Genomic DNA, 20,883 nt, shown 5'->3' on the forward strand with positions numbered 1-20,883 from the left:
GCGGACTGTGAGCGTATTTGGCGATATCGATAATACGAAAGCCAACTCAACCGCCATTATTCGTCAGTTCCAACAAGATGAAGCGCCAAAGCTTATGCAAAAGTATCCTGGTCTTCGCTTTGATTTTGAAGGCGAAGCCAAAGATACCGCTGAAACTGGGGCATCAATGGGTAAAGGCTTCTTGCTTGGTTTGTTTGGCGTGTTTGCGATTCTGAGTTACCAATTCCGCAGTTATTTGGAACCATTCGTCGTCATGCTCGCGATTCCACTCGCCTTTATTGGTGTGGTATGGGGACACATCCTACTCGGTCACTCATTAAGTATGCCAAGTATGATGGGCTTCGTCTCACTAGCGGGGATTGTGGTGAATGACTCGATTCTGTTAGTTCAGTACATACGCCATCATGTCGATGAAGGGGATAATGTGCACGACTCGGTAGTCAAAGCCAGTCGAGAGCGCTTTAGAGCAGTATTCCTAACATCAATGACCACTGCAGCAGGTTTGCTTCCGCTACTGACTGAAACCAGTTTGCAAGCACAGGTTATTCAACCACTGGTTATCTCTATCGTGTTTGGTATTTTCGCATCCACTCTGCTGGTGTTGTTTATGATCCCTGCCGCGTATGCCATTTTAGCTGACTTCGGCCTAGTCCATAAACACGAAGAAATCTAAAACGACTGATAAGTAAATTTATCAAAATGAACAAGAGCGGCTTAGGTCGCTCTTTTTGTTTTCAGTGAAAAGCGTTAAAAACAACACAAAAACTTAACAAATACAGGGTTATTATGTGGCATTAAGTGCAAATATGAACAATTGAGAATGCGGTATGTCGAGCTTTATATAACCAACCCCAATGATCACTATAGGATTTATGATAAGTTTTATTATCAAAAACGACATTTAGCACAGTATAAATACACACAGACAACACATTCACAATTTGAACTAACGATAATGAAATCATTGATTGAAGAATTAACATTTTAACAATGATTACAACAATGTTAACTTTAGCCTCGTTGGTCGCACTGGTGGTAAGCCTCTCACCAAGCCTATTGTCAGTATGATATGGACGTTCGACCATCTCCAAAATGAATAGACACCCAATTTGGTGCCCTTTTTTCGCCCGTGAAGGTATTCTTCGCGGGCTTTTTTCTATCTGCCGTATTTCTCCTACTCAATCCCCAGTTTTAGCGCCCCCTCCTCAATCAACAGGCATAAAAAAGCCAACCCATTAATAGGTTGGCAAATAGAGCAACAAGGTTGACGCTGACTGCTCACTAACGTCGTGCTTGTATCGGATGCACTCTGGTTAATCACTCGTCCTTGTGACTAACACGGAATCTTTGTCGTCAGAGGTTATGACTTGGTTGCCTCTGTCTTCTGGCATTTGATCTTTACCAGTTGAGCTTGTTGTTCTTTGATGTGTTTAACAATGCGTTCATCGCGTTCATCAATAGCGTCCATGTTCATTTGTTGGATGTCCGCAACCGCCTCATGCTTCATTGTTGTAAATTCTTGACGTAAATCCGCACTCCACTCTTCTTTGTCTAGAGTGTTAGCAGCAGCGATTGGTGATGACATTACAGCAATAAGACCTAGAGTAGATAGAAATACGCTTTGCATAATAAGCTCCTTAGGGATTAGCAGTTCATTGGGTTGCACTCTATACATTGCACATAGGATGCCAACTTTTTAAACCTTTAATATCAACAACTTAAACAAAAGTTTATTTTTCTACCATCTGCTCAATGGCGAATTTCACACACACAGTGTTAAATTAACCAACGATATTTATGAATATTTAACCATTCATCCAGCTTATAGTATAGATGGTCCATTTCAGTTCGCTTAAGGCACAAAAAAAGCAGCCCGAAGGCTGCTTTAGATTTTCGTTTTAGGTGAAACTAGCTTTGCGTGCTTTCGTTGCCGACAGTGTTTGATGACTGTGATTTGAACTTACCTATCAAACGACCAAAGAATCGTTTAACAATGCGGAAGATGTTTTTAATATCCTCGAGCATCAGGTACAGACAAGGCACCAGAATCAAGGTAAGGACAGTTGCAAACAGAACGGCAAAACCAAGCGCGACCGCCATCGGGATAACAAAACGCGCCTGCAAGCTGGTTTCAAACATGATAGGAAGTACACCAGCGAAGGTGGTAATAGACGTCAGCGTGATCGCTCGAAAACGAGCACAGCCAGCCTCAACAACCGCTTGCTTAATGCTCATGCCTTTTTCTCGCACTTGGTTAACGTAATCTGTCATCACCAAGGAGTCATTGATAACCACACCCGCTGCCGCAATTAAACCAAACGTCGACATCATGCTGATGTCCATATCCAGCCAGAAGTGTCCCCAAATCGCACCCGTTAAGCTAAACGGAATTACCGACATGACGATAAGCGGTTGGGTGTAGCTCTTAAGCGGCACGGCCAGCAAGATGTATACGATGATCATGCCTGCAATAAAGAACATGATTTGCTCGTTACGCTGTGCTGCTTGCTCTTCGATGTCACCACCCAATTCCGTTTTCACACTTGGGAAGGCTTGCTTCATGTCCGGTAAGATGTTGTCGTCGATAACTTTCACGACTTCTTGAGGTTCAACTAACTCTTCATCTATAGAGCCATAGACATAAACGGTTTGATAACCGCCTTCACGTCGAATGGTACTCACACCCGGTTGCTCGTTGATCTTCACCACATCACCAAGCATGACCTTTTTGCCTGCTGGTGTGGTAATCACAGCGTAACGCAGTGATGAGAAGGCTTCACGCGTCAGTTGCGGGTAACGCACCATAACCTTAATTTCTTCGCCATCACGGATAATGCGCTGCGCTTCACCACCGTAGAAACTGCCACCCACTTGCTCTGCTATCATGGTAAGATCCAAGCCCAAATCATAAGCAACAGGGGCAAGTGATAGCAGTACCTCTTTACTACCAGAATCGATAGACGAAGAAATATCGTACAGACCTTCTTCTTGCTGAAGTCGGCCAATCAGGTAGCGCCCTGCTTCGTTTAGCTCGTTAATGTCCGAACCAAACAGCAAGTAACCAAACTCGTCGCGGTCACCGCTACCTGCACTTTGCTCGCGGATCTTAAAGCTCTTCATGCCCGGAATAACTGGCATTGCCTCACGCCAGCGACGTGCAAGTTCAAAGGTATTGAATGGACGCAGTTCTTCATCCACAAGCGGCACAAGAATACGACCTTCAGTACGGCTGCGGTTGTAAGAAAGCACATCCCGAATCATCCCCTGACCATGCTCATCAATGATCTGGTTTTCGATTTTCTGCATCACGCCTTCAATGGTTTTTAACGCATTGATGGTTTGCTCGCTCGATACCGTGTCATTCATCTCAATCGTAATCGCCGGATAATCCGTTGGAACTTTTGGATTTGGAATCACACGAACATAGTTCGAGCTAACTAAAGCAGCACTAATCAGTAACAGACCACAGAAGAAGGCAAACACGGTCCAACGCCAATGAGTACAAGCCTTAACGAAGCTGCGGTAAGGACCATTAACAAAGCCGAAGAAGCGCTTGTTGAAATTATCGCGCCAACCACCCGCTTTGATTGGTGTAAAGTTGGTGTGTGCTAAGTGAGCTGGCAAGATCAGCTTAGATTCAATCAAGCTAAAGATAAGACACAGGATCACCACACCCGCAATACCGTAGAAGAAGGCACTATCAATCCCACTTGAGAGTAGGAATGGGGCAAACACCGCTATCGTGGTTAACACACCAAAGGTCGCCGGAGTCGCGACACGCTTAACTCCCGTCACAACGTTCTCAACACCACCACCCTTCTCTTCGATCTCACTGTAGGCACTTTCCCCGGTTACGATGGCGTCATCCACCACGATACCGAGCACCATGATAAAGGCGAATAAAGACACAATATTCACGGTGATACCCAGCATTGGCATCATCATTACAGCGCCCAAGAAGCACACTGGTAGTCCCAACATTACCCACATTGCTAAGCGGAAACGAAGGAATACTGAGAGCATGATGGCCACCAACGCGGCACCTTGAAGAAGGTTTTTCAGCATCATGTCGAGACGACCATTTAGGTAGTAGGTCATATCGACGAGAACTTTCAGTTGAATGTCGTCAGGTAAGGTTTTGTTCTTTGCTTCGATGTAGTTACGAACGGATTCTGCAACTGGGATGATGTTTTGATCACGCGTGGCTTGAACCGCCATGTAGATCGCGTTTTGACCCGAGTATTCGAAGTAACGATCTTCCTCAGTAAAGCCATCTTTAATCGTTGCGATGTCTTGTAGCAGAACTTTTGCACCGTTTGCGCCAAGCTTAACTGGAATATTGCGGAACTCATCACCACGGTAGTATTGGTTCTCAATACGTACTGCGATCATGCCTGCGTTGGTTTTTACTTCACCTGCAGAAAAGTTCGCTGAGTAACGACGAATCGCGTTACTCACATCACTTAACGTTAAGTCATATTTACGAAGAATCAGCGGATCAACTTCTATAGCAATCTCTTCTTCTGGTGCATTGAGATCCACCAGCATGACATTTTTCAGTTGCAGTAACTCGTCTTCGACTTGTTTAGCGATAGGTTTGAGCTCTTCCAGTGGTCTATCGCCCACTAAGCCCATTTCTATCACCTCTTGTCGCCATTCCACCTGATAAACGTTGATGGGTTCCATGCCTGCCGGCAAATTGGATAAGGTATCTACCCGTTGCTTTACATCGTCCAATACGCGTTTGATGTCAGCATTCACATCCACTTCTATCGATACGTAAGCGCTGCCTCGAGAAGCTCGTGCCACGGTCTTTTTGATGCCAGTGACGTCTTTGATCGATTCTTCGACTTTAACCAAGATACTCTCTTCAATCTCTTGCGGAGAAGCACCAGGATAAGCCGCTCGAATGTTGATGTAGTTAACTTCAACGTTCGGGAACATTTGTCGTTGAATGAACATAAAGCTCACGATACCCATCACGATGATGAACACCATCATCAGGTTCGCGGCGACAGAGTTATTAGCAAAATAGGCAATGATGCCCTTTTGTTGATTCTCTTCCATGATTGACTCCTACTTACTGTACGACGGTTTCGGAGTCGTCATTCTTTTTTGCGACTTGGACAGCCATGCCTTTTTGCGGGTACTCAGGTAACGTCAGAACCAACTTGTCTGATTGCTCAAGACCTTCTCCCACAAGTAGGAACTCACCTTCTGCACGAAGTACGTTGACCGTTCTAGGTTGCAGTTCGTTTTCGCCATTCACGACCCAAACGGTGCGGTTCTTTACTAGCTCCTGAGGGAGACGATAAATGTGCTTGAGCTCTTTACCGGTAAAGCTCACTTCAACGTATGAACCAAACTTAATCGGTGGCTGATTGTTGTCTAGACCATATGGGTCACGAACTTGAATCACCATATTGATCATGCGCGTCGCGCTGTCGATCATGCCGAGATCGCGAACAACTTTGCCTTCACGAGTCGTCGATAGAATGCCTTGTTGCGTTACAGTCGCACGTAGTTCTTTCAAAGATTCAGGAAGGAATGCACTATCAAAACCAGCGATAGGAACGTGGATCTCCGCCACTTCGATATTATTCAAGGTTGCAACGCGAGAGCCGGAAGAGACAAACTGCCCCACACCGATATCACGCTCAACAACAAGTGCATCGTATGGCGCAATCACTTTACAGTTTTCTAGATCGCGGTTAGCTCGCTTCAACGCAGCTTGTGCAGACTTAACTTGCGCCTGAGCACTCAAGACATGCGGCTTGCGTAAGTAAAGATCTGTGACTTGTTTGTCGCTTAACTTTTTCGCTTGGCGTTTTGCGACTTCCGCTTTGGCTTGTTCCTCGATCAAAGCAGCACGTGCACTTGCCAAGCCCGCTTCAGCTTGTAGAACAGCCGCTTCGTAGTTATCACTTTCAATCGTGAACAACACTTCACCACGCTTTACGATTCCACCCGTCACAAAATTTGGGTGCCAACTGATCACTTCGCCGCTAACTTGAGCTGCTAGATGCGTTTTTTCAAATGGACGCATTTCACCATGGCTGGTGATAACAACTTTATGATCGGTAGGAAAAAGTGAAGAGGTTTGTACTGTGGGTTCAGTAACGGTGTCTTTGATTGACTCTTTTTCGGGCGCAGTAGCGGCAATCGCGGCATAACCCGCATAAGAACCACCAACCACGACGAAGGGTAAAAGCCAACGTAATACTGGTTTTGCTAACATCAAAAATCCTTTTTTATTTTTGTATTCTCCTGTTCATCCCCGTCAGGCCTTCGCCTTAGAGCTGAATTAACAAACGGAACTTTCGATAACCCAATCTCCTACTCTCCGTGGACAAACAGTGAGTGTTTGCATCTGAAATAGACAACTTTATAAGAGCGCCGTGCTTCTGCTGTGTTTCGCGATTATCAACCACAAAAGAACTATCCATGGCAAGTTAATAAAATTAACAAAAACTTAACCATCTCCGCAAGTTACGACCTCTCACGCTCACTGTTTATACGCAATCGTCATGCCAAACGTTTACTCTTTAAATATCAATAAGTTAGGTTAAATTGGTAATTTCTCTCAGTGCAGTGTTGGTAATTACCACCAAATATTAGTGATATTGACCATTTCTGAGTAAAACATAAGTAAAAAACATGATATTGTCCGCCCGAATAATATGCTTTCCAAAAACCATATCGAGTCATTCAGATTCGGTTGCTTTATTGAGAAATCTGCGACTTGGCTACAATCACTCGCGTTACCCAGATTTAAAGCTTGATATATAATCAAAGAGTTACGTTGTGTATTAACAAGGAAGTGTGCATTGCTACGTTCTCTCTCTAAAGCCTTACTCGGTTCAATGCTTGTACTTGTCTCGGCTTGTTCCTCAATTCAGCCAAGAGATCCAAGTGAGAAATCCACCAGTTTTCAGTTCGGATATCAAAGCGACTCATCGTTGGCAGAGTTCTTTGAAAGTTACGACAAAGACTCTAACTCAGACACTGGCTTTTACCCTCTCAATCAGGGAAGCGACGCACTATTAGCTCGAATCGCACTGATTGAATCTGCCGAAAAAAGCCTAGATTTGCAGTACTACATCTATCGCAGTGACGAGACCAGTCAACTAATGACTTGGCGTTTGTATGAAGCAGCACAACGTGGCGTACGCGTTCGCCTACTTCTAGATGACATGCAAAAGCGAAATGATGCAGGAATGGCAGAGTTGAACGCTCACCCAAACATCGAAATCCGACTGTTTAACCCGCACCAATATCGAGATGCACGTGTATTTGCACTGGCAAGTGACTTTGACCGCCTTAATCGTCGCATGCACAACAAAGCTCTGATTTCCGATAGTGTGTCTGCCATTGTCGGCGGCAGAAACATTGGTAATGAATACTTCTCTTTCGAGTCCAATGTCGAGTTTGGTGATTTCGATTTGATGCTTTATGGCGAGGCCGTGACACAAACCGCGGACCAGTTCGATTTGTATTGGAATAGTCTCTATGCCATCCCAATGGAATGGATTGTGCCTGAGTCTGAAAAAGTGGCAGACGATGCGATTCAAGCGCAGGTGAAAAAGCTCAAATTGGAAGAGAAGTTTTCTACCGGTCCCTATAACTTCAAAGAGTTAGACCTATATGAGGAGCTCCAACAAGGCAAACTGAAACTGTATTGGGGACAAGGCCAAGTGTGGTTCGATTTACCCGACAAAATTGCCACTCAAGAAAGCCAACTGGTTGCGAACTTAGGTGAACTCCTTGAGAGCGTTGAAGATTCTTTTGTTCTAATTTCCCCTTACTTTGTGCCGACAGAATCCGGAACAAAAGCTCTGACTGATGCGGCAAAACGAGGGATAGATATCACCATCGTGACGAATAGCTTGGCATCAAACGATGTATTTGCTGTCCACGGTTGGTACGCCAAGTACCGAGAAGATTTGGTTAAAGCGGGCATTAAACTATGGGAAGTAAAAGCCAGCGCGAAAATCAAAAGCAAATGGAGCTTAACCGGTAGCAGCCGAGCGAGCCTGCACGCCAAAGCCATGATGATCGATGGGAAAACCTTGTTTGTAGGTTCGATGAACTGGGATCCGCGTTCGGCTGAGCTCAACACAGAGATGGGCGTAGTTATAGAGCAACCAGAGTACGTGCAAAAACAACAAACCGTTTTGCCAGAGCAGCTGAAAGAAAATGCCTATCAACTCATCATCAAAGATGGTGATATCGCATGGATTGATCAAGCAACAGGCGAAGAATTTGATTCAGAGCCAGAAGCCAGCGTGTGGAGAAAAATGGGGGCTTGGTTCTCAGGCATTCTGCCAATCGAGGATCAACTCTAGCTTCCCTGCGAGGATAAAATCAACAAATCTAAATCAAAACGCTATTCAACACTGAGTAGCGTTTTTTACACATAAGAAAGGAATCGCAATGTCAGTAACATGGAACGATTACTATCAAAAGGTGGCGAGCCAACCTCACCGACCAAACGTAGAACGTGCCGCCAACCTGCTTACGCTCGACAACAAAATAGCCATTGATGCAGGATGCGGTACCGGTCGAGATTCCAACTACCTCCTCAATCAAGGCTTTACCGTTTACGCGTTTGACACTCATCAAGATGCGGTGGAAACTTGCTTGACGCGTTTCGAAGGCAATCCTAACTTTTCCATATCACAGTCTTGCTTTAGTGACTTTGATTACCCGCCATGCAGCTTGTTCATTGCCAGTGCGAGTTTGTTCTTTTGCCCTAGCGAGCACTTTGAAAGCGTGTGGCAAAGAATCGACTCAGCCTTAGTCTCCGGTGGTGTTTTTTGTGGGGATTTACTGGGCGTGAAAGACTCTTGGGTCAAAGCCAAAACGCATCCAGACATAAGTGCATTCACCAAAAAGCAAGTCGAAGCATTGTTTGAAGGGTATGACATTCTCCACTTCCATGAGCGGGATGAAGATGGCAGCACTGCTCTCGGCAATGCAAAACATTGGCACATGTTCAGCGTCACTGCGCTCAAACGTTAATTCGTTACTCTTATTCGTTACTCTTATTCGTTACTCTTATTCGTTACTAAAAGGAGTGTTATGTACCATTTCCAAGGCGTCACATTAAGACGAGCCGTTCCGGAAGAAGCGAAAACGCTCTATAAGCTCATCACCGAGGATGAACGCTGGGCGCAATTCAATGGTCCTTACTTCCCTTATCAAACACCGACATTAGAAGGCTTTCGTAACCACACCTTTCAACGCCTACTAAAAGGCAAAGACATGTTATTGATTGAGTTCGAAGGTAAGCCCGTTGGCTCAGTGAGTTGGTATTGGGAATGTGAGAGCACTCGCTGGCTTGAAGCTGGCATCGTCATTTACGATTCGAACTATTGGGATAAAGGGTTGGGCTTTTGTGCGCTAGTTCCATGGATTAGTCATATATTCGAAACCCAAGACATAGCACGAGTGGGTTTAACAACCTGGTCTGGTAACCCAAGAATGATGCGATGTGCAGAAAAGCTTGGCATGCAACAGGAAGCGCGGATTCGTAAAGTGCGTTACTACCAAGGCGAGTACTACGACTCCATCAAATACGGCGTATTAAGAGAAGAATGGCAAATGCTGCTCCAACGGCTCTATAGCCAAGAACAATTAGCGTAAATCATCGTAGTTAATGAAAAGGCTTGGCAACGCGCCAAGCCTTTTTCGTTGGGTTACTTGGATATAGGGTAAACCACTCTAAAACGCTCAAGTACCAACAAACGTTGCTCATGCCAGTCGATGCCAAGCTCTTCACATTCCGCTTTAAAGAATTTAGTGTGTGCTTCTCTCCACCAAGTTAACGTGCGATCGCCTTCCCCTTCAGCTTGGGCAAATTCTTCACTCACGTCCGAATATCGGCAGGTACTGACGTCTGTGATTTGAATAATACAAACAGGTTCGCCGTCCCAATTGGTCACCACTTGTAAGTGCCCCACTTGAGGCATCACCTCTCCGTGTTCGCTGTACCAGAGCTCCATACTGCAAGAGGCCGTTTTCTGGCCGATTCTCACCAGCTCAGCACAAGTATTAGCGTTGTACTCGTCAGCACAATAATAATCAGCACTTACTGAGGGAATCGCTGCTTGCTCTTTTCCAGAGAGCGTATCCAAATATTGGTTGAGATAAGCTTGTGCTTTGGCGTCCATACATCTGTACCTTGGTTCTGCTTTTCCTTCGCTTTACTAGCCGGAAAGAGTATCCATTCATGATCAAAAGAACAAGATACGAGCCCATCAGAACGCTTTATAAAACAAGCATTTTTCATCTGTTTTTTGCTAAACCTTGTCTGTATTTGCTATGGTTTCAGAGATCCATCCATTCTCGACGCAAAAGGACGTTCTATGCGCTTAATCATCGGCATCTTCTTCGCTGCTCTGCTCTCCTTTCCAACTCTTGCATCCGAAGAAAAGTATTCAGAATCCGACCTTTTGGATAGACCATTAATGGAGCGTTATATCCTTGATGAGTTGAAGTCGCTGCGTCAGGAGCAACAGGATTTAGAACGAAGAATGATTGTTGAAATCACCGACCGAGAGTTAACGGTGGCTGATAAATCTTTGAACTACGCTAACGTGACGGTTACCTACTTCTTCTACATCATTGCGGGTGTCGCTTCACTCATTGCTTTTGTTGGCTGGCAATCTCTGCGCGAGTTTAAGCACAACACCAAAGAGATGGCAGACAAGCGATTAGAAAAGATCGCTCAGGAATATGAGAAAAAGTTCGTGGCGTTGGAGCGTGACTTGAAACGTAAAACCCGCATCATCAGCGAGAACAACAAAGAGATTGAGAAGATCAACGAAATCCATAACTTATGGCTTCGTGCACAAAGCTCACAAACTCCGGAACAACGCATCGACATCTACGATGAAATTTTGCTTGTTCGCCCTGGAGATTTAGAAGCGCTGACTTACAAAGCCGACGCCGCTATGGAGATCAAAGAGTACCACTGGGCACTGAGCTTATGTAACAGAGTTCTGGAAGTGGACGATACGAACGGTCCAGCCCTTTACCAACGTGCTTGTGCCTACTCTCGATTAGGGATTGAAGAGCAAGCGATTGAAGACTTAGAGCGTGCGATTGACACCAGCCCTTCCATTCGCGATCTGTTAGCGGAAGAACAAGATCTCGAACTGCTTCACGGCAATGAGCGCTTTGAACAGCTCTTAGCAAGCAGCACGCCTGAGTCTCAAGCATGAGCAGCCACTTTAACCTTGAAGATGCCAGCCAAGTTTTGGTTGGCGCTTTTGCTCTCGCCGTCCCAATTTCTTTCTCGGAAGAAGCGTGGCGCTTGGGTGAAAGCTTGCCGATGTTGAATTTGCTGATGCTATTCAGCTTGTCGGTGCTCTTCTTAGGTTTTTTTGCTTATCAAAGCGTATTTCAAAGCAACATAAAAACGCGCGTTGCCGTGTTCATCTTTCGTGTGGTAATTGCCTACTTCATCGCCGCTGTGGTGGTGGCTTTAGTGCTATTCTGCATCAACAAACTTCCTTTATTCACAGACCCACTAATCGCCCTCAAACGGGTGATTGTGATTACTATGCCTGCTTCAATGGGCGCGATTGTGGTGGATAGTTTCGATAAGGAATAACCAGCTCAGCCGTTGTTATGACTCTTGTTCGTCGAGGGTCAGGTTCGAACCAGCATGATCTTTACCGAGCACATCTTCTGGGTTTCTTAATGCACAAGTTTCTAGTGAGAGACACCCGCAACCAATACAACCACCCAAATCGTTTTGTAGCGCTTTGAGCTTTTGAATCTTTTGTTCTAGCTGCTCATGCCAATGACTGGCCATGGTTTCCCATTGCTGCTTGTTTGGTGCTTGATGCTTAGGCAGCTCTTCTAATGCCACTTTGATCTCTTCTAACGACAATCCAACTTGCTGCGCTGCTTTGATCACAGCCACACGGCGAAGCACGCTGCGATGGTAGCGACGTTGATTACCTTGATTTCTCCAGCTTGAAATCAATCCCTTCTGCTCATAAAAGTGCAGCGCTGATACCTTCACTCCAGAGCGCTTTGCCACCTCGCCTACGCTGATTTCCATTTCTGACCTCTTGTTTAAAAAAACGCTTTACCTCAAGTTTACTTGAGGTTCTAAAGTTACACCACGTTAACAAATTAAGCAGATAAAAACGATGAAAAATAAAACGCTGCCCTACTTGGCTGGGCGATTCTTCGATAGTATTTCTTCCGGATTATTTATGATGGCACTGCCATGGGTAATGTTGGCTGAACCCGGAATGGGAACCTTTGTTGCTTTGGTCTCACTCTCTTGTACTGCGGTTTCTTTCTTGGCTACACCTTTCTTCTCCACTCTTATCGACCGCCATTCAAGAAAGCAGTTACTCGTGCTCAATCAATGGTTACAAGCTGGTATGGCGTTCATCATTTTTGTCGCGTACTGGTTTGAGCTTGGCTCACATTGGTTGTTAGCGTTTGCACAATTGGTCTACTGGGTATCCAGTAACTTCGCATGGACAACCAATAATGCTTTCACCCAAGAGAACTATCAACGCCATGAATACGCCAAAATTTCCGGTCAGCAAGAAATCGTGATGCAATCGACCACGCTGGGCGCTGGCGCGCTAGGTATCGTGTTGTTAGAGATGTGGGGAATGAGGGAATTTGCTTTGTTTGCTGCCTCCGCCTCTTCTATCGCCGCCCTTTTCTATATGGCTACGCCGTACGTGCAACAAATCAGAGACTCTCACGCTGTTGCCTTTATGTCGCAGTTAAAAGAGAGTAAGCAAATCTTTGCTAAAGAGCCGACCTTTTACACTTTTATTTTGCTGTCCTGCCTGTCTTATCCCATTCTGACTTACCTAGGAAAATTGGTGCCTATTTGGTTCTCGGAGCAAGGTATCTCCGGTGATTGGTACGCAGGGTTTAACATCAGCTTTGGCTTGGGTTCATTACTAACCGGACTTATCGTTACCAAGGTACTGAATCAGTTTGGTCACACCAGCATTATTGTCGTATCGATGAGCGTGTTAGTAATTGCTTTAATTGGCATGAGCTTATCCGCACATCCACTGACCATTCTGATGTTTACTGCGCTCTTTGGCACATTTAACGCGTTGAATCGAATCGCAAGAATCAATTGGATGCACCACACTGTCTCTGTCCATCAACGAGGGCGAGTCGACGGCGGAATCAGCATGTTCGCCACTACCGTGCAATCTTTAAGTTATGTTGTTATTGCGATGTTGAGCCACTATGGCTTGACCAAGTATGGCTTCATACTGGCGGCTGGCACCATGGCGATGGCAGTCTGTGTGATGTGGTATTTGAATCATAAAATGAATGGCGATGGTCAACTTGCCACAAGCCAATAACAAAAAGCCCAGCAATCGCTGGGCTTTTGGCTTCCAAAGGGAGGAATTAGAATTCGTAGTATAGGCGAACACGCGCACCGAAATCGTCTTCTTCAGCAAAGGCAGTTGCATCCGATTGCTGCGTCAGCTTGTTGTCGACCATAGTGTAGTAAGTACCTAGTAGGATTGAGAAATCCTGAACTTCTAGCACATCACGGAATGCGTAAGAAGCGTACCAAGTTGATACGTTTACGTCACCTTCCGCCCAAGAAGAAAACTCTTTGTTTTCGAATTCGTTCGTTGAGTAGATGTAGCCAAGACCTAGGTTATTCCACAATGCGTTCACACCTGCCGACATGTTGTTCTCGTCTACTGCATCTAGGTAAGAAACACTTGCGTTCACAGACCAATCACCGCTTGTCCAGTTACCTGTTAAGCCGTAACCCGTACGATCTGAGATGTCCACGCCATCGGCAACAATAGCGTCAGAAACTAGGTTAGTCTCCATCGATGCTGCGACTGTGAAATCACCCATTTGGTAAGCAACGACAGGGCGTAGTAGGAATGCATCTTTGCTTTCTGTGATTTCTTTACCGTGGTAATAACCACCAACGCCGCCATCAAATAAGTTAGAACGGTCACCCAACATCGCACCAACTTCTACGTAAAGGTTGCCGAATGTTTGGTTGTACATGATCTGACCATCAGAACCACGACCGCGCGCTTCTTTCATTTGGTAAGAGTATGCCGCACCGTCTGCATATAGGTCATTCGCCGTATCACCTGAATACTCAAGGAATACGTCTAGGCCCACAGGGAACATATCATAAGCTTCGAAACGACCCGCTTTAATCGCCCAACCGTCTTTCTTACCAAATTCAAAGTACGCGTCATCCAGTGCGATGTTGCCTGTGCTCTCAAAAAGAGGCTGTGCTTTTACACCCACATAGTGACCGTTGCTGGTGTACTTTTCACCCGCAAACTCGATAAGTACGCGGCCGTCTTGGTTGAACTCGCTGTCGTCATTGGCGTTTGATTCACGATCTTCAAAGTTGAAGTTTAGCTCTACGTTACCGCCAACCGAGAAGTTACCTTCTTCGTTGTCAACGATGCTGATACCTGCGTTTGCAGTCATTGCTGTTGATACTAAAACAGCCGCTAGCGAAAGCTTAAAAGTGTTGTTCATGTGAACCCCTATATTTGTATTTTTTAATAGTTTGCCCGCCTTAAAGGAGGGCTTATGTGTAGCTATGGACAAAAAAGAACTGCTAATTAACTGGCCGATCATTAACAGTGGACGGGGCTAATTCTTGATCAACAAAAACAGCAAAACAATATTGCTAAACCGTTTTTGCTAGACAAGATCACGATTTTAGATCTTTAGTTATTTACCTTTAATTACAGCAACTTAAATATAAAAATTTATAATTATCGGATTTTAAAGCAATTTTTTGAGTGAAATTGATAGAAATCAAACTCATTCATATGAGCATTGTAACATGACAGATATCACAAAATTTATGAATCAATTTCATTGCTAAATAGCAGGCACAAAAAAGGCCACCAAGTTGGTGGCCAAAAACCAATCCGAAACTGCTAGCAGTAAGAGATCGGGGACAAGTAATGCAGTGTTGCTTGAGCCTGTTTGAGCTCGATGTTGCACAGATCATCAATAAAGATCCGCGAGGTGAAAACCGTCTTACCACTGTCGGCAAAAATCTCGATGGCAGAGTTATCCACGAAGATACGAATGCGCTGTGCTTGTTCAAGTCGCTTGGCATAACGAACGGAACCAAACGCCTCGGCATGCAAATGAGAAACATGAGTTCGATCTAGGGTGAACTCATGTTGATCGCCGCTAAATACCATTCGCTCACCTCTCTGATTGGATAGAGTCAAAGAGAAAGCGCCATCAACATGAAGCTCGACCTCAAATGCTTGAGAATCCAACGAATGTGAACCGTCGACTTCAACAGAGTCTTTACGTAACGCTTCCAATTCTTGTAGTGGGCTTTGAATGAGGTAATCCCCTTCAATAGTCAAGACACGAGGTAGCGTCAGCATATGCGCCCAGCGGTTCTTATCGGTTGGGTATTCACTCTTCGAGTTGCCCAACCAACCAATCAGAATACGTCGCTGCTGATCATCGAGATAGGTTTGAGGAGCATAGAAATCAAAACCTTTATCCAACTCTCGATAACCCTGATTAGGAAAGACTTTGTTTTCGAAATCAATGCGCTCGCCCACCATGTACACCACAGAGAAAACGTTCTTCAGGTCATATTTACTCTCTGAGCTTACGCCTTGAGGAGAGAAGATAAACACACCGTTTTCATCTTGTTCGTAATAGTTAGGGCACTCCCACATATAACCAAAGTCAGCCAGCCCCACATCAATATTGCCTTGATAGTGGTAATCATCGATATCGGAACCGTGATAATAAGCAAGCTTGCCTTTTTCATCATGCCCTTGAGCACCTATCAGCATGTGGTAACCGTCGTCGCGAGTGACTAATACTGGATCACGGAATTCTTGCGTGTACGCATCAGAATTAAACTCAACCACGACACCTTTTTTCTCGATCTTGCCTTGTTTATCCATCACCGCGAGTGCTTGTGTTGGCAAGCCTTTCCCCTCTTCATTCAGAAGGTTGGCGGTGTAAAACAAGTACAATTCGTCATTGTGAGGAACACCCACGCCCGTGTAACAACCGTGATGGTCGTAATCTTGGTCTGGATACATCGCAATGCCGCGATCGTTAAAGTTGACGAAATCTTTGGTCGATACGTGATACCAATGTTTCAAACCGTGCACGGGGCCTAGTGGAAACCACTGATAGAAAATATGATGCTCGCCATTAAAGTAGCTCAGACCATTTGGGTCATTCACTAAACCATGATGCGGGGCAATGTGGTAGCTCGGATAAAACGGGTCTGTTTTCGTTTTATGCTTAATGTCTGCCAAATATTCCGCGCTCACCTCATCGATTCTCACAAATCGATTTTGGCGATTAGAAAAATCCATAACGACTCCAAAAAGAGAAAGCACTCCCGCTAAACAACGGGAGTGAAAAGAATTACTTTGGTTCTTTGTAGAACAGTTTTGTTAGAGCGAACGCCGACACTGCGCCCACCAGCATGACAAGCATGTACATGCCTAGACCACCGCCGAGGTACAACAACATACCTGGTAGCATGGTTGCACCTGTACCCGCAGAGCCGATGCCGGCAATCGCACCAAGACAGCCACCAATCGCACCACCGACACAGCCGTATAGGAAAGGCTTAACGCGAGGAAGCGTAATCGCAAACATGGCAGGCTCTGTGATACCAAATAGTGCAGGAAGCGCCGCACCAAACATGCCAGAGCGTTTTACTTTGTCTGTTTGCATAGTCATGACCGCCATCGCCGCACCAAACTGGCCAGCAATCGCCGCTGTACCAAGTGGGTTGATGTAGTCGAAGCCTGTGTCTGTCACCATCGCAATCGTGATTGGAACGATAGTGTGGTGCATGCCAGTCACGGCCATAAATTGAATAGCACCACCGTAAATCAAACCGCCGATACCGTAAGGAATTTGCAGGAAGTACAGCACCGCCTCAGTAATCAGTTTCTCAATACCAAGCAGAAGTGGGCCTACGAACACCAAGCCAGCAATCAGAGACACCAACAAGGTAATGAAAGGTGTGAGAATTAAGTCCAACACTTCTGGAATGTGTTTGCGCGAAGTGCGCTCTACCATCGCCGCGAACCAACCCATAAATACCGCAGGAAGAATAGAGCTTTGCAGACCGGTAACTGCGATATCAAAGCCCATAAACGGAATGATCATGGCTTCTGCGTTGCCAAAGGCCACATCCCACTTACTGGCTAATTGTGGCGCAACTAGCATCAGGCCGAGCACAATGCCGAGAACCGGGTTACCGCCAAACACGCGCATCGCTGACCAAGTCACCAAAACTGGGATAAAGATAAATGCCGTGTCGGTCAGAACTTGCGAAAGCGTGTTTAACTGTGGCGATAGCTCCATGCCAAAACCGTTGACGAGCAAACCACGTAAGCCCATCAAAAGACCCGTAGCAACCAGTGCTGGAATAATGGCAACAAAGATATCAGAGAAGGTACGCGTCACTGCTTGAAAGGTGCTGACTTTGTCTTTCTTCTCTTCGGTTTGTGGCGCTTCTTCAATCGCTTCATTGCCTTTCATAATGGCAAATACTTTACCCACAAAACCAGTACCCAAGATCACTTGGTGCTGTCCGTTTTGGAAGAAGTAACCGTGTCCCCCTTCTGTCGCGCTGAGTCCTTCCGCGTCTACTAGTCCATCGTCCTTGGCCACAACACGCAGTCGTGTTGCACAGTGATTAAGTTGTGCGATGTTGCCCTCACCACCTAGCAAGGACATCACTTTACTCGCTACAACTTTCGCATCTCGCGCCATAATTTTTGTCTCCAAAGAGTGCAAAGAAATAACAACCTGTATTCAACTTGTATTTATCGTAATGCAGGTTAGATACAGGTTGTATTTTTCATTCTCGTTTTTTGTCACACGTCACACTTGTTATTGATTCAAAATGCATGCAGTTGCTTAGTTATTAAACCTATAAATAAAAAAATAGCCCACATCGGTGGGCTATTTTTCAATTCGTTCAATATTCGTTTAATTCAAGGTCTTTAAACTCGTGCGGTGATTTCAAAGTCGTACAAACTCGACTTGTAATAAACGATGGAATACTCGTATATCCCTTGTTCTTCATAGAAGTTCTGAGATTGGTTGATCAAGATAGGATCCAGCTTATCGACCACCAACAGTTTCTGTGCAGCATCATCCGGTAAGGCAGGAATCAATTTCTGCTGCGTTTTCACCATCTCAATGCCATGACGACTTAAGTATTCGAACTTTGAGCCTTCAAGGTCTTGTTGCGTTAAATTAGGCAAAAGAACACGAGGAATATAAAACTCCTCATAAGAGACAACCTGATCATTAATCAGACGTAAACGACGAGCAAAATTCACTGGCTCACCTTGCGCAATATTGAGTTTTTCAGCCACTAACTCGTCTGCAAGAACCACTTCAAACGCATCAACAATGTTCTTAGCTTCTAACCCTGAGCCTGCCGCTTCTTGAGCAAAGCCAGACATGGACAAGAAATCATGACGCAATTTGTTGGATTTAACGAACGTCCCTTTGCCTTTTTCTGAGAAGGTGTAGCCCAAATCATTAAGCTGTTGAAGCGCTTTACGAACCGTCACTCGACTGACTTTGAGTAACTCCACCAGTTGATTTTCCGATGGAAGCTTACTGCCTGCAGGGTAAATACCTTTATCAATTTCGCGCTTTAATTCATCCGCGACTTGAATGTACAGCGGCTGCAAACTTTTTTGATCAAATAACTCAGTCATAATTCCGTGAAAACTAAGGGGTTACCAACTCATCTTACTCAAGCTGAGGGCAATTACCAACTATTGTTAAAAGGCGTAAGAATTGGATAAGCTAGCTTCTAGCTCAAACGAAACAACAGGAAACCGCAGTGAATTTAAGACAATTGGAAGTCTTTTACGCCATCATGCAGACCGGAACTGTTTCTGGTGCCGCGCGCCTATTGCATGTATCGCAGCCTAATGTCACTCGGGTACTTGCCCATACGGAACAACAACTTAGCTTTGCCCTGTTTGAGCGCGTCAAAGGCCGCTTAGTACCGACCCAAGAAGCCAAAGCCCTATTGCCAGAAGCCGAAAAAGTCTACCAACAACTTGGGCAATTTCGCTCCCTCACCAATAAAGTGAAACAAGGCACTCAGCACTTGAGAGTCGGAGCACCTCCTGTCTTAGCTTCCCAACTGCTTGCTCCAACGGTTGCTACACTGTCGAAGCAACAAGGCATCTCATTTGAACTATTAACCGCAAACCGTGATGAGCTGTGTTCAGGCTTACTTAAGCACGAATTGGATGTGGCGATTGCCTTTGGTGAAGAAGCGCCACCTGCGATTTTGAGTGAGGTGTTACTCAAGCAGCAACTTGTTCTGATTGCGCCAAAAGAAGCGCTCAATTCGACTGACGACGCGATATCGTTTGATGATTTGATTCAGCACGAATTGCCAATCATCGGCTTGGACAGTCGAGACCCACTCGGTTTATTGCTACATCAAACACTCTCTGCGCGTGATGAACATTATAACCATGCGATCACAGTGCGCAGTTACGCCGCTGCCGCCGAGCTAGTCAAGCATCATGCGGGGTTTGCGATTGTCGACCCATGGACAGCAAAACAGTATCAAGATGACGAATCAGTAAGCGTGCGCTCACTTTCTCCGGCGCTGTCATTTTCTATCTCTATCTTGTTTGCGGAGCACACACCGCAATCCATATCGACCAAGCTTTTTATTGAGTCGTTAAAGCAGCATGTTAATCAGTAAGTTAGCACTCACGCCCACCTATAACTTCAAGTTATAGGCGCACAACAAATAGGCATTCGGCTTCCCTCTTCAAACTGACTACATTGTCTGAAAACGTACGAATGACAGAGGGAACCATCATGCAAATTGCTCAACCTTACCTACTTTTTCTTGGCGACGTCACCGATCCATTAGCCGCAAAAACTGCACGCGGTATACATCAATGGCGCCCAGAGATTTGCTTAGGTCAGCTTCGTCTTACGTCAGAAACCGTTTCATTAGGTTTAACCGACATGACGCTGCAACAGGCTCAGCAGCAAGGCGCAAAAACGCTCGTCATCGGTACAGCAAACCCTGGTGGTGTTATTCCTGAATCATGGCAATCAACCTTGCTCGAAGCGGCGGAAATGGGGTTTGAAATTGCCTCAGGTATGCACCAACGTCTTTCTGAATTCGCGCCTTTGAATGACTTACAGCAACGTGGCTTGACCAAGTTGCACGATGTACGCCATTACGATGAACCGCTAAAAGTGGGCAATGGTAAAGCGCGCTCGGGTAAACGCTTACTAACGGTTGGTACCGACTGCTCGGTTGGAAAAATGTTCTCAGCTCTCGCGATTGAGAAAGCCTTACAGCAATCTGGTTGTAAAGCTGAGTTCAAAGCCACAGGTCAAACGGGCATCTTAGTCGCGGGCAGTGGTATTTCGATTGATGCGGTTGTCGCGGACTTTATCTCTGGTGCGGTGGAAGCCATTAGTCCTGAGTTTATTGACCACGAATGGGACATCATTGAAGGACAAGGCTCGTTGTTCAATCCTTCTTTTGCTGGCGTGAGTTTAGGCTTGCTTCACGGCGCACAAGCAGACGCTTTGGTATTGTGTCACGAGATCGGTCGCCCGCACATTCGCAACCTTCCTCATGCTAAGTTGCCAACGATTGAACAAACCATCGAAGCGAATTTACAAGCTGCACGTTTAACAAACTCTGACACACGTCTTGTCGGAATCTGCTTGAATACTTCTGCAATCAGTGAAGATGATGCCGCACAGCTTTGCCAAGACTGGACTGAGAAATACCAAGTACCAGTGACCGATCCTGTGCGTTTTGGCGTGGAGCAAATTGCTCAACAGATTATTGCGATTTAA

At 45.5% G+C, this 20,883-nt stretch carries 18 protein-coding genes; 9 read left to right on the plus strand and 9 right to left on the minus strand.

Going from position 1 to position 20,883, the window contains the following annotated elements; translation table 11 throughout:
- Positions 1-673: efflux RND transporter permease subunit (locus H735_RS20360; protein WP_042980322.1), on the plus strand; the 673-nt coding region annotated here is incomplete at its 5' end.
- 687 nt (positions 674-1,360) lie between these two features.
- On the opposite strand, the gene H735_RS20365 is transcribed toward H735_RS20360, so the two are convergent.
- The 3 genes from H735_RS20365 to H735_RS20375 form a co-directional block, all read right to left on the minus strand.
- Positions 1,361-1,627, minus strand: coding sequence for a hypothetical protein (locus tag H735_RS20365; RefSeq protein WP_005429553.1), 267 nt, complete (start codon positions 1,625-1,627; stop codon positions 1,361-1,363).
- 281 nt (positions 1,628-1,908) lie between these two features.
- A complete protein-coding gene (locus H735_RS20370; protein ID WP_020196083.1) occupies positions 1,909-5,067 on the minus strand; it encodes an efflux RND transporter permease subunit in 3,159 nt (1,052 codons plus the stop codon).
- A 13-nt stretch (positions 5,068-5,080) separates the two neighbouring features.
- Positions 5,081-6,238 (minus strand): efflux RND transporter periplasmic adaptor subunit, encoded by a 1,158-nt coding sequence (locus tag H735_RS20375; RefSeq protein ID WP_020196084.1) that lies wholly within the window; start codon positions 6,236-6,238, stop codon positions 5,081-5,083.
- 589 nt (positions 6,239-6,827) lie between these two features.
- Here H735_RS20375 and H735_RS20380 point away from each other — a divergent pair.
- From H735_RS20380 to H735_RS20390, 3 genes are all read left to right on the plus strand, one after another.
- Positions 6,828-8,345 carry a phospholipase D family protein gene (locus H735_RS20380; RefSeq protein WP_020196085.1) on the plus strand — a complete coding sequence of 506 codons (1,518 nt, stop codon included), beginning with the start codon at positions 6,828-6,830 and terminating at the stop codon, positions 8,343-8,345.
- Positions 8,346-8,433: 88 nt separating this feature from the next.
- Positions 8,434-9,021 carry a class I SAM-dependent methyltransferase gene (locus H735_RS20385; RefSeq protein ID WP_020196086.1) on the plus strand — a complete coding sequence of 196 codons (588 nt, stop codon included), beginning with the start codon at positions 8,434-8,436 and terminating at the stop codon, positions 9,019-9,021.
- 60 nt (positions 9,022-9,081) lie between these two features.
- Complete coding sequence (locus tag H735_RS20390; protein WP_020196087.1) at positions 9,082-9,645, plus strand: GNAT family N-acetyltransferase; 564 nt, start codon at positions 9,082-9,084, stop codon at positions 9,643-9,645.
- Between the two features lie 53 nt (positions 9,646-9,698).
- Here H735_RS20390 and H735_RS20395 read toward each other — a convergent pair whose 3' ends face one another.
- Positions 9,699-10,172 (minus strand): ASCH domain-containing protein, encoded by a 474-nt coding sequence (locus H735_RS20395; RefSeq protein ID WP_020196088.1) that lies wholly within the window; start codon positions 10,170-10,172, stop codon positions 9,699-9,701.
- 195 nt (positions 10,173-10,367) lie between these two features.
- Between H735_RS20395 and H735_RS20400 the strand changes: the two genes are divergently transcribed.
- Together H735_RS20400 and H735_RS20405 are read left to right on the plus strand one after the other, a co-directional pair.
- A complete protein-coding gene (locus H735_RS20400; RefSeq protein ID WP_020196089.1) occupies positions 10,368-11,225 on the plus strand; it encodes a tetratricopeptide repeat protein in 858 nt (285 codons plus the stop codon).
- Complete coding sequence (locus H735_RS20405) at positions 11,222-11,617, plus strand: DUF2391 family protein (protein ID WP_005441475.1); 396 nt, start codon at positions 11,222-11,224, stop codon at positions 11,615-11,617. Before H735_RS20400 ends, H735_RS20405 begins: the two co-directional genes overlap by 4 nt.
- Positions 11,618-11,632: 15 nt before the next feature.
- Here H735_RS20405 and soxR read toward each other — a convergent pair whose 3' ends face one another.
- On the minus strand, positions 11,633-12,073 hold the full coding sequence (gene soxR / locus H735_RS20410) for a redox-sensitive transcriptional activator SoxR (protein WP_005441477.1): 441 nt from the start codon (positions 12,071-12,073) through the stop codon (positions 11,633-11,635).
- A gap of 91 nt (positions 12,074-12,164) precedes the next feature.
- On the opposite strand from soxR, the gene H735_RS20415 reads away from it, so the two are divergent.
- On the plus strand, positions 12,165-13,364 hold the full coding sequence (locus H735_RS20415; RefSeq protein ID WP_027726686.1) for an MFS transporter: 1,200 nt from the start codon (positions 12,165-12,167) through the stop codon (positions 13,362-13,364).
- A 46-nt stretch (positions 13,365-13,410) separates the two neighbouring features.
- Here the strand turns inward: H735_RS20415 and H735_RS20420 are convergent, their stop codons facing one another.
- The 4 genes from H735_RS20420 to H735_RS20435 form a co-directional block, all read right to left on the minus strand.
- The gene (locus H735_RS20420) at positions 13,411-14,529 is read right to left on the minus strand and encodes a carbohydrate porin (protein WP_020196091.1); all 1,119 of its coding nucleotides are present in this window, start codon (positions 14,527-14,529) and stop codon (positions 13,411-13,413) included.
- A 410-nt stretch (positions 14,530-14,939) separates the two neighbouring features.
- Positions 14,940-16,367, minus strand: a complete 1,428-nt coding sequence (locus H735_RS20425; protein ID WP_020196092.1) for a sucrose-6-phosphate hydrolase — start codon at positions 16,365-16,367, stop codon at positions 14,940-14,942.
- Between the two features lie 52 nt (positions 16,368-16,419).
- Positions 16,420-17,784, minus strand: coding sequence for a PTS transporter subunit EIIC (locus tag H735_RS20430; protein WP_020196093.1), 1,365 nt, complete (start codon positions 17,782-17,784; stop codon positions 16,420-16,422).
- Between the two features lie 233 nt (positions 17,785-18,017).
- A complete protein-coding gene (locus H735_RS20435; RefSeq protein ID WP_020196094.1) occupies positions 18,018-18,746 on the minus strand; it encodes a GntR family transcriptional regulator in 729 nt (242 codons plus the stop codon).
- A 128-nt stretch (positions 18,747-18,874) separates the two neighbouring features.
- On the opposite strand from H735_RS20435, the gene H735_RS20440 reads away from it, so the two are divergent.
- Both H735_RS20440 and dgcN read left to right on the plus strand, forming a co-directional pair.
- On the plus strand, positions 18,875-19,759 hold the full coding sequence (locus tag H735_RS20440) for a LysR family transcriptional regulator (RefSeq protein ID WP_020196095.1): 885 nt from the start codon (positions 18,875-18,877) through the stop codon (positions 19,757-19,759).
- A gap of 119 nt (positions 19,760-19,878) precedes the next feature.
- Positions 19,879-20,883, plus strand: a complete 1,005-nt coding sequence (gene dgcN, locus H735_RS20445; protein WP_020196096.1) for an N-acetyltransferase DgcN — start codon at positions 19,879-19,881, stop codon at positions 20,881-20,883.

The organism is Vibrio owensii CAIM 1854 = LMG 25443 (assembly GCF_000817815.1).
Classification (GTDB): domain Bacteria; phylum Pseudomonadota; class Gammaproteobacteria; order Enterobacterales; family Vibrionaceae; genus Vibrio; species Vibrio owensii.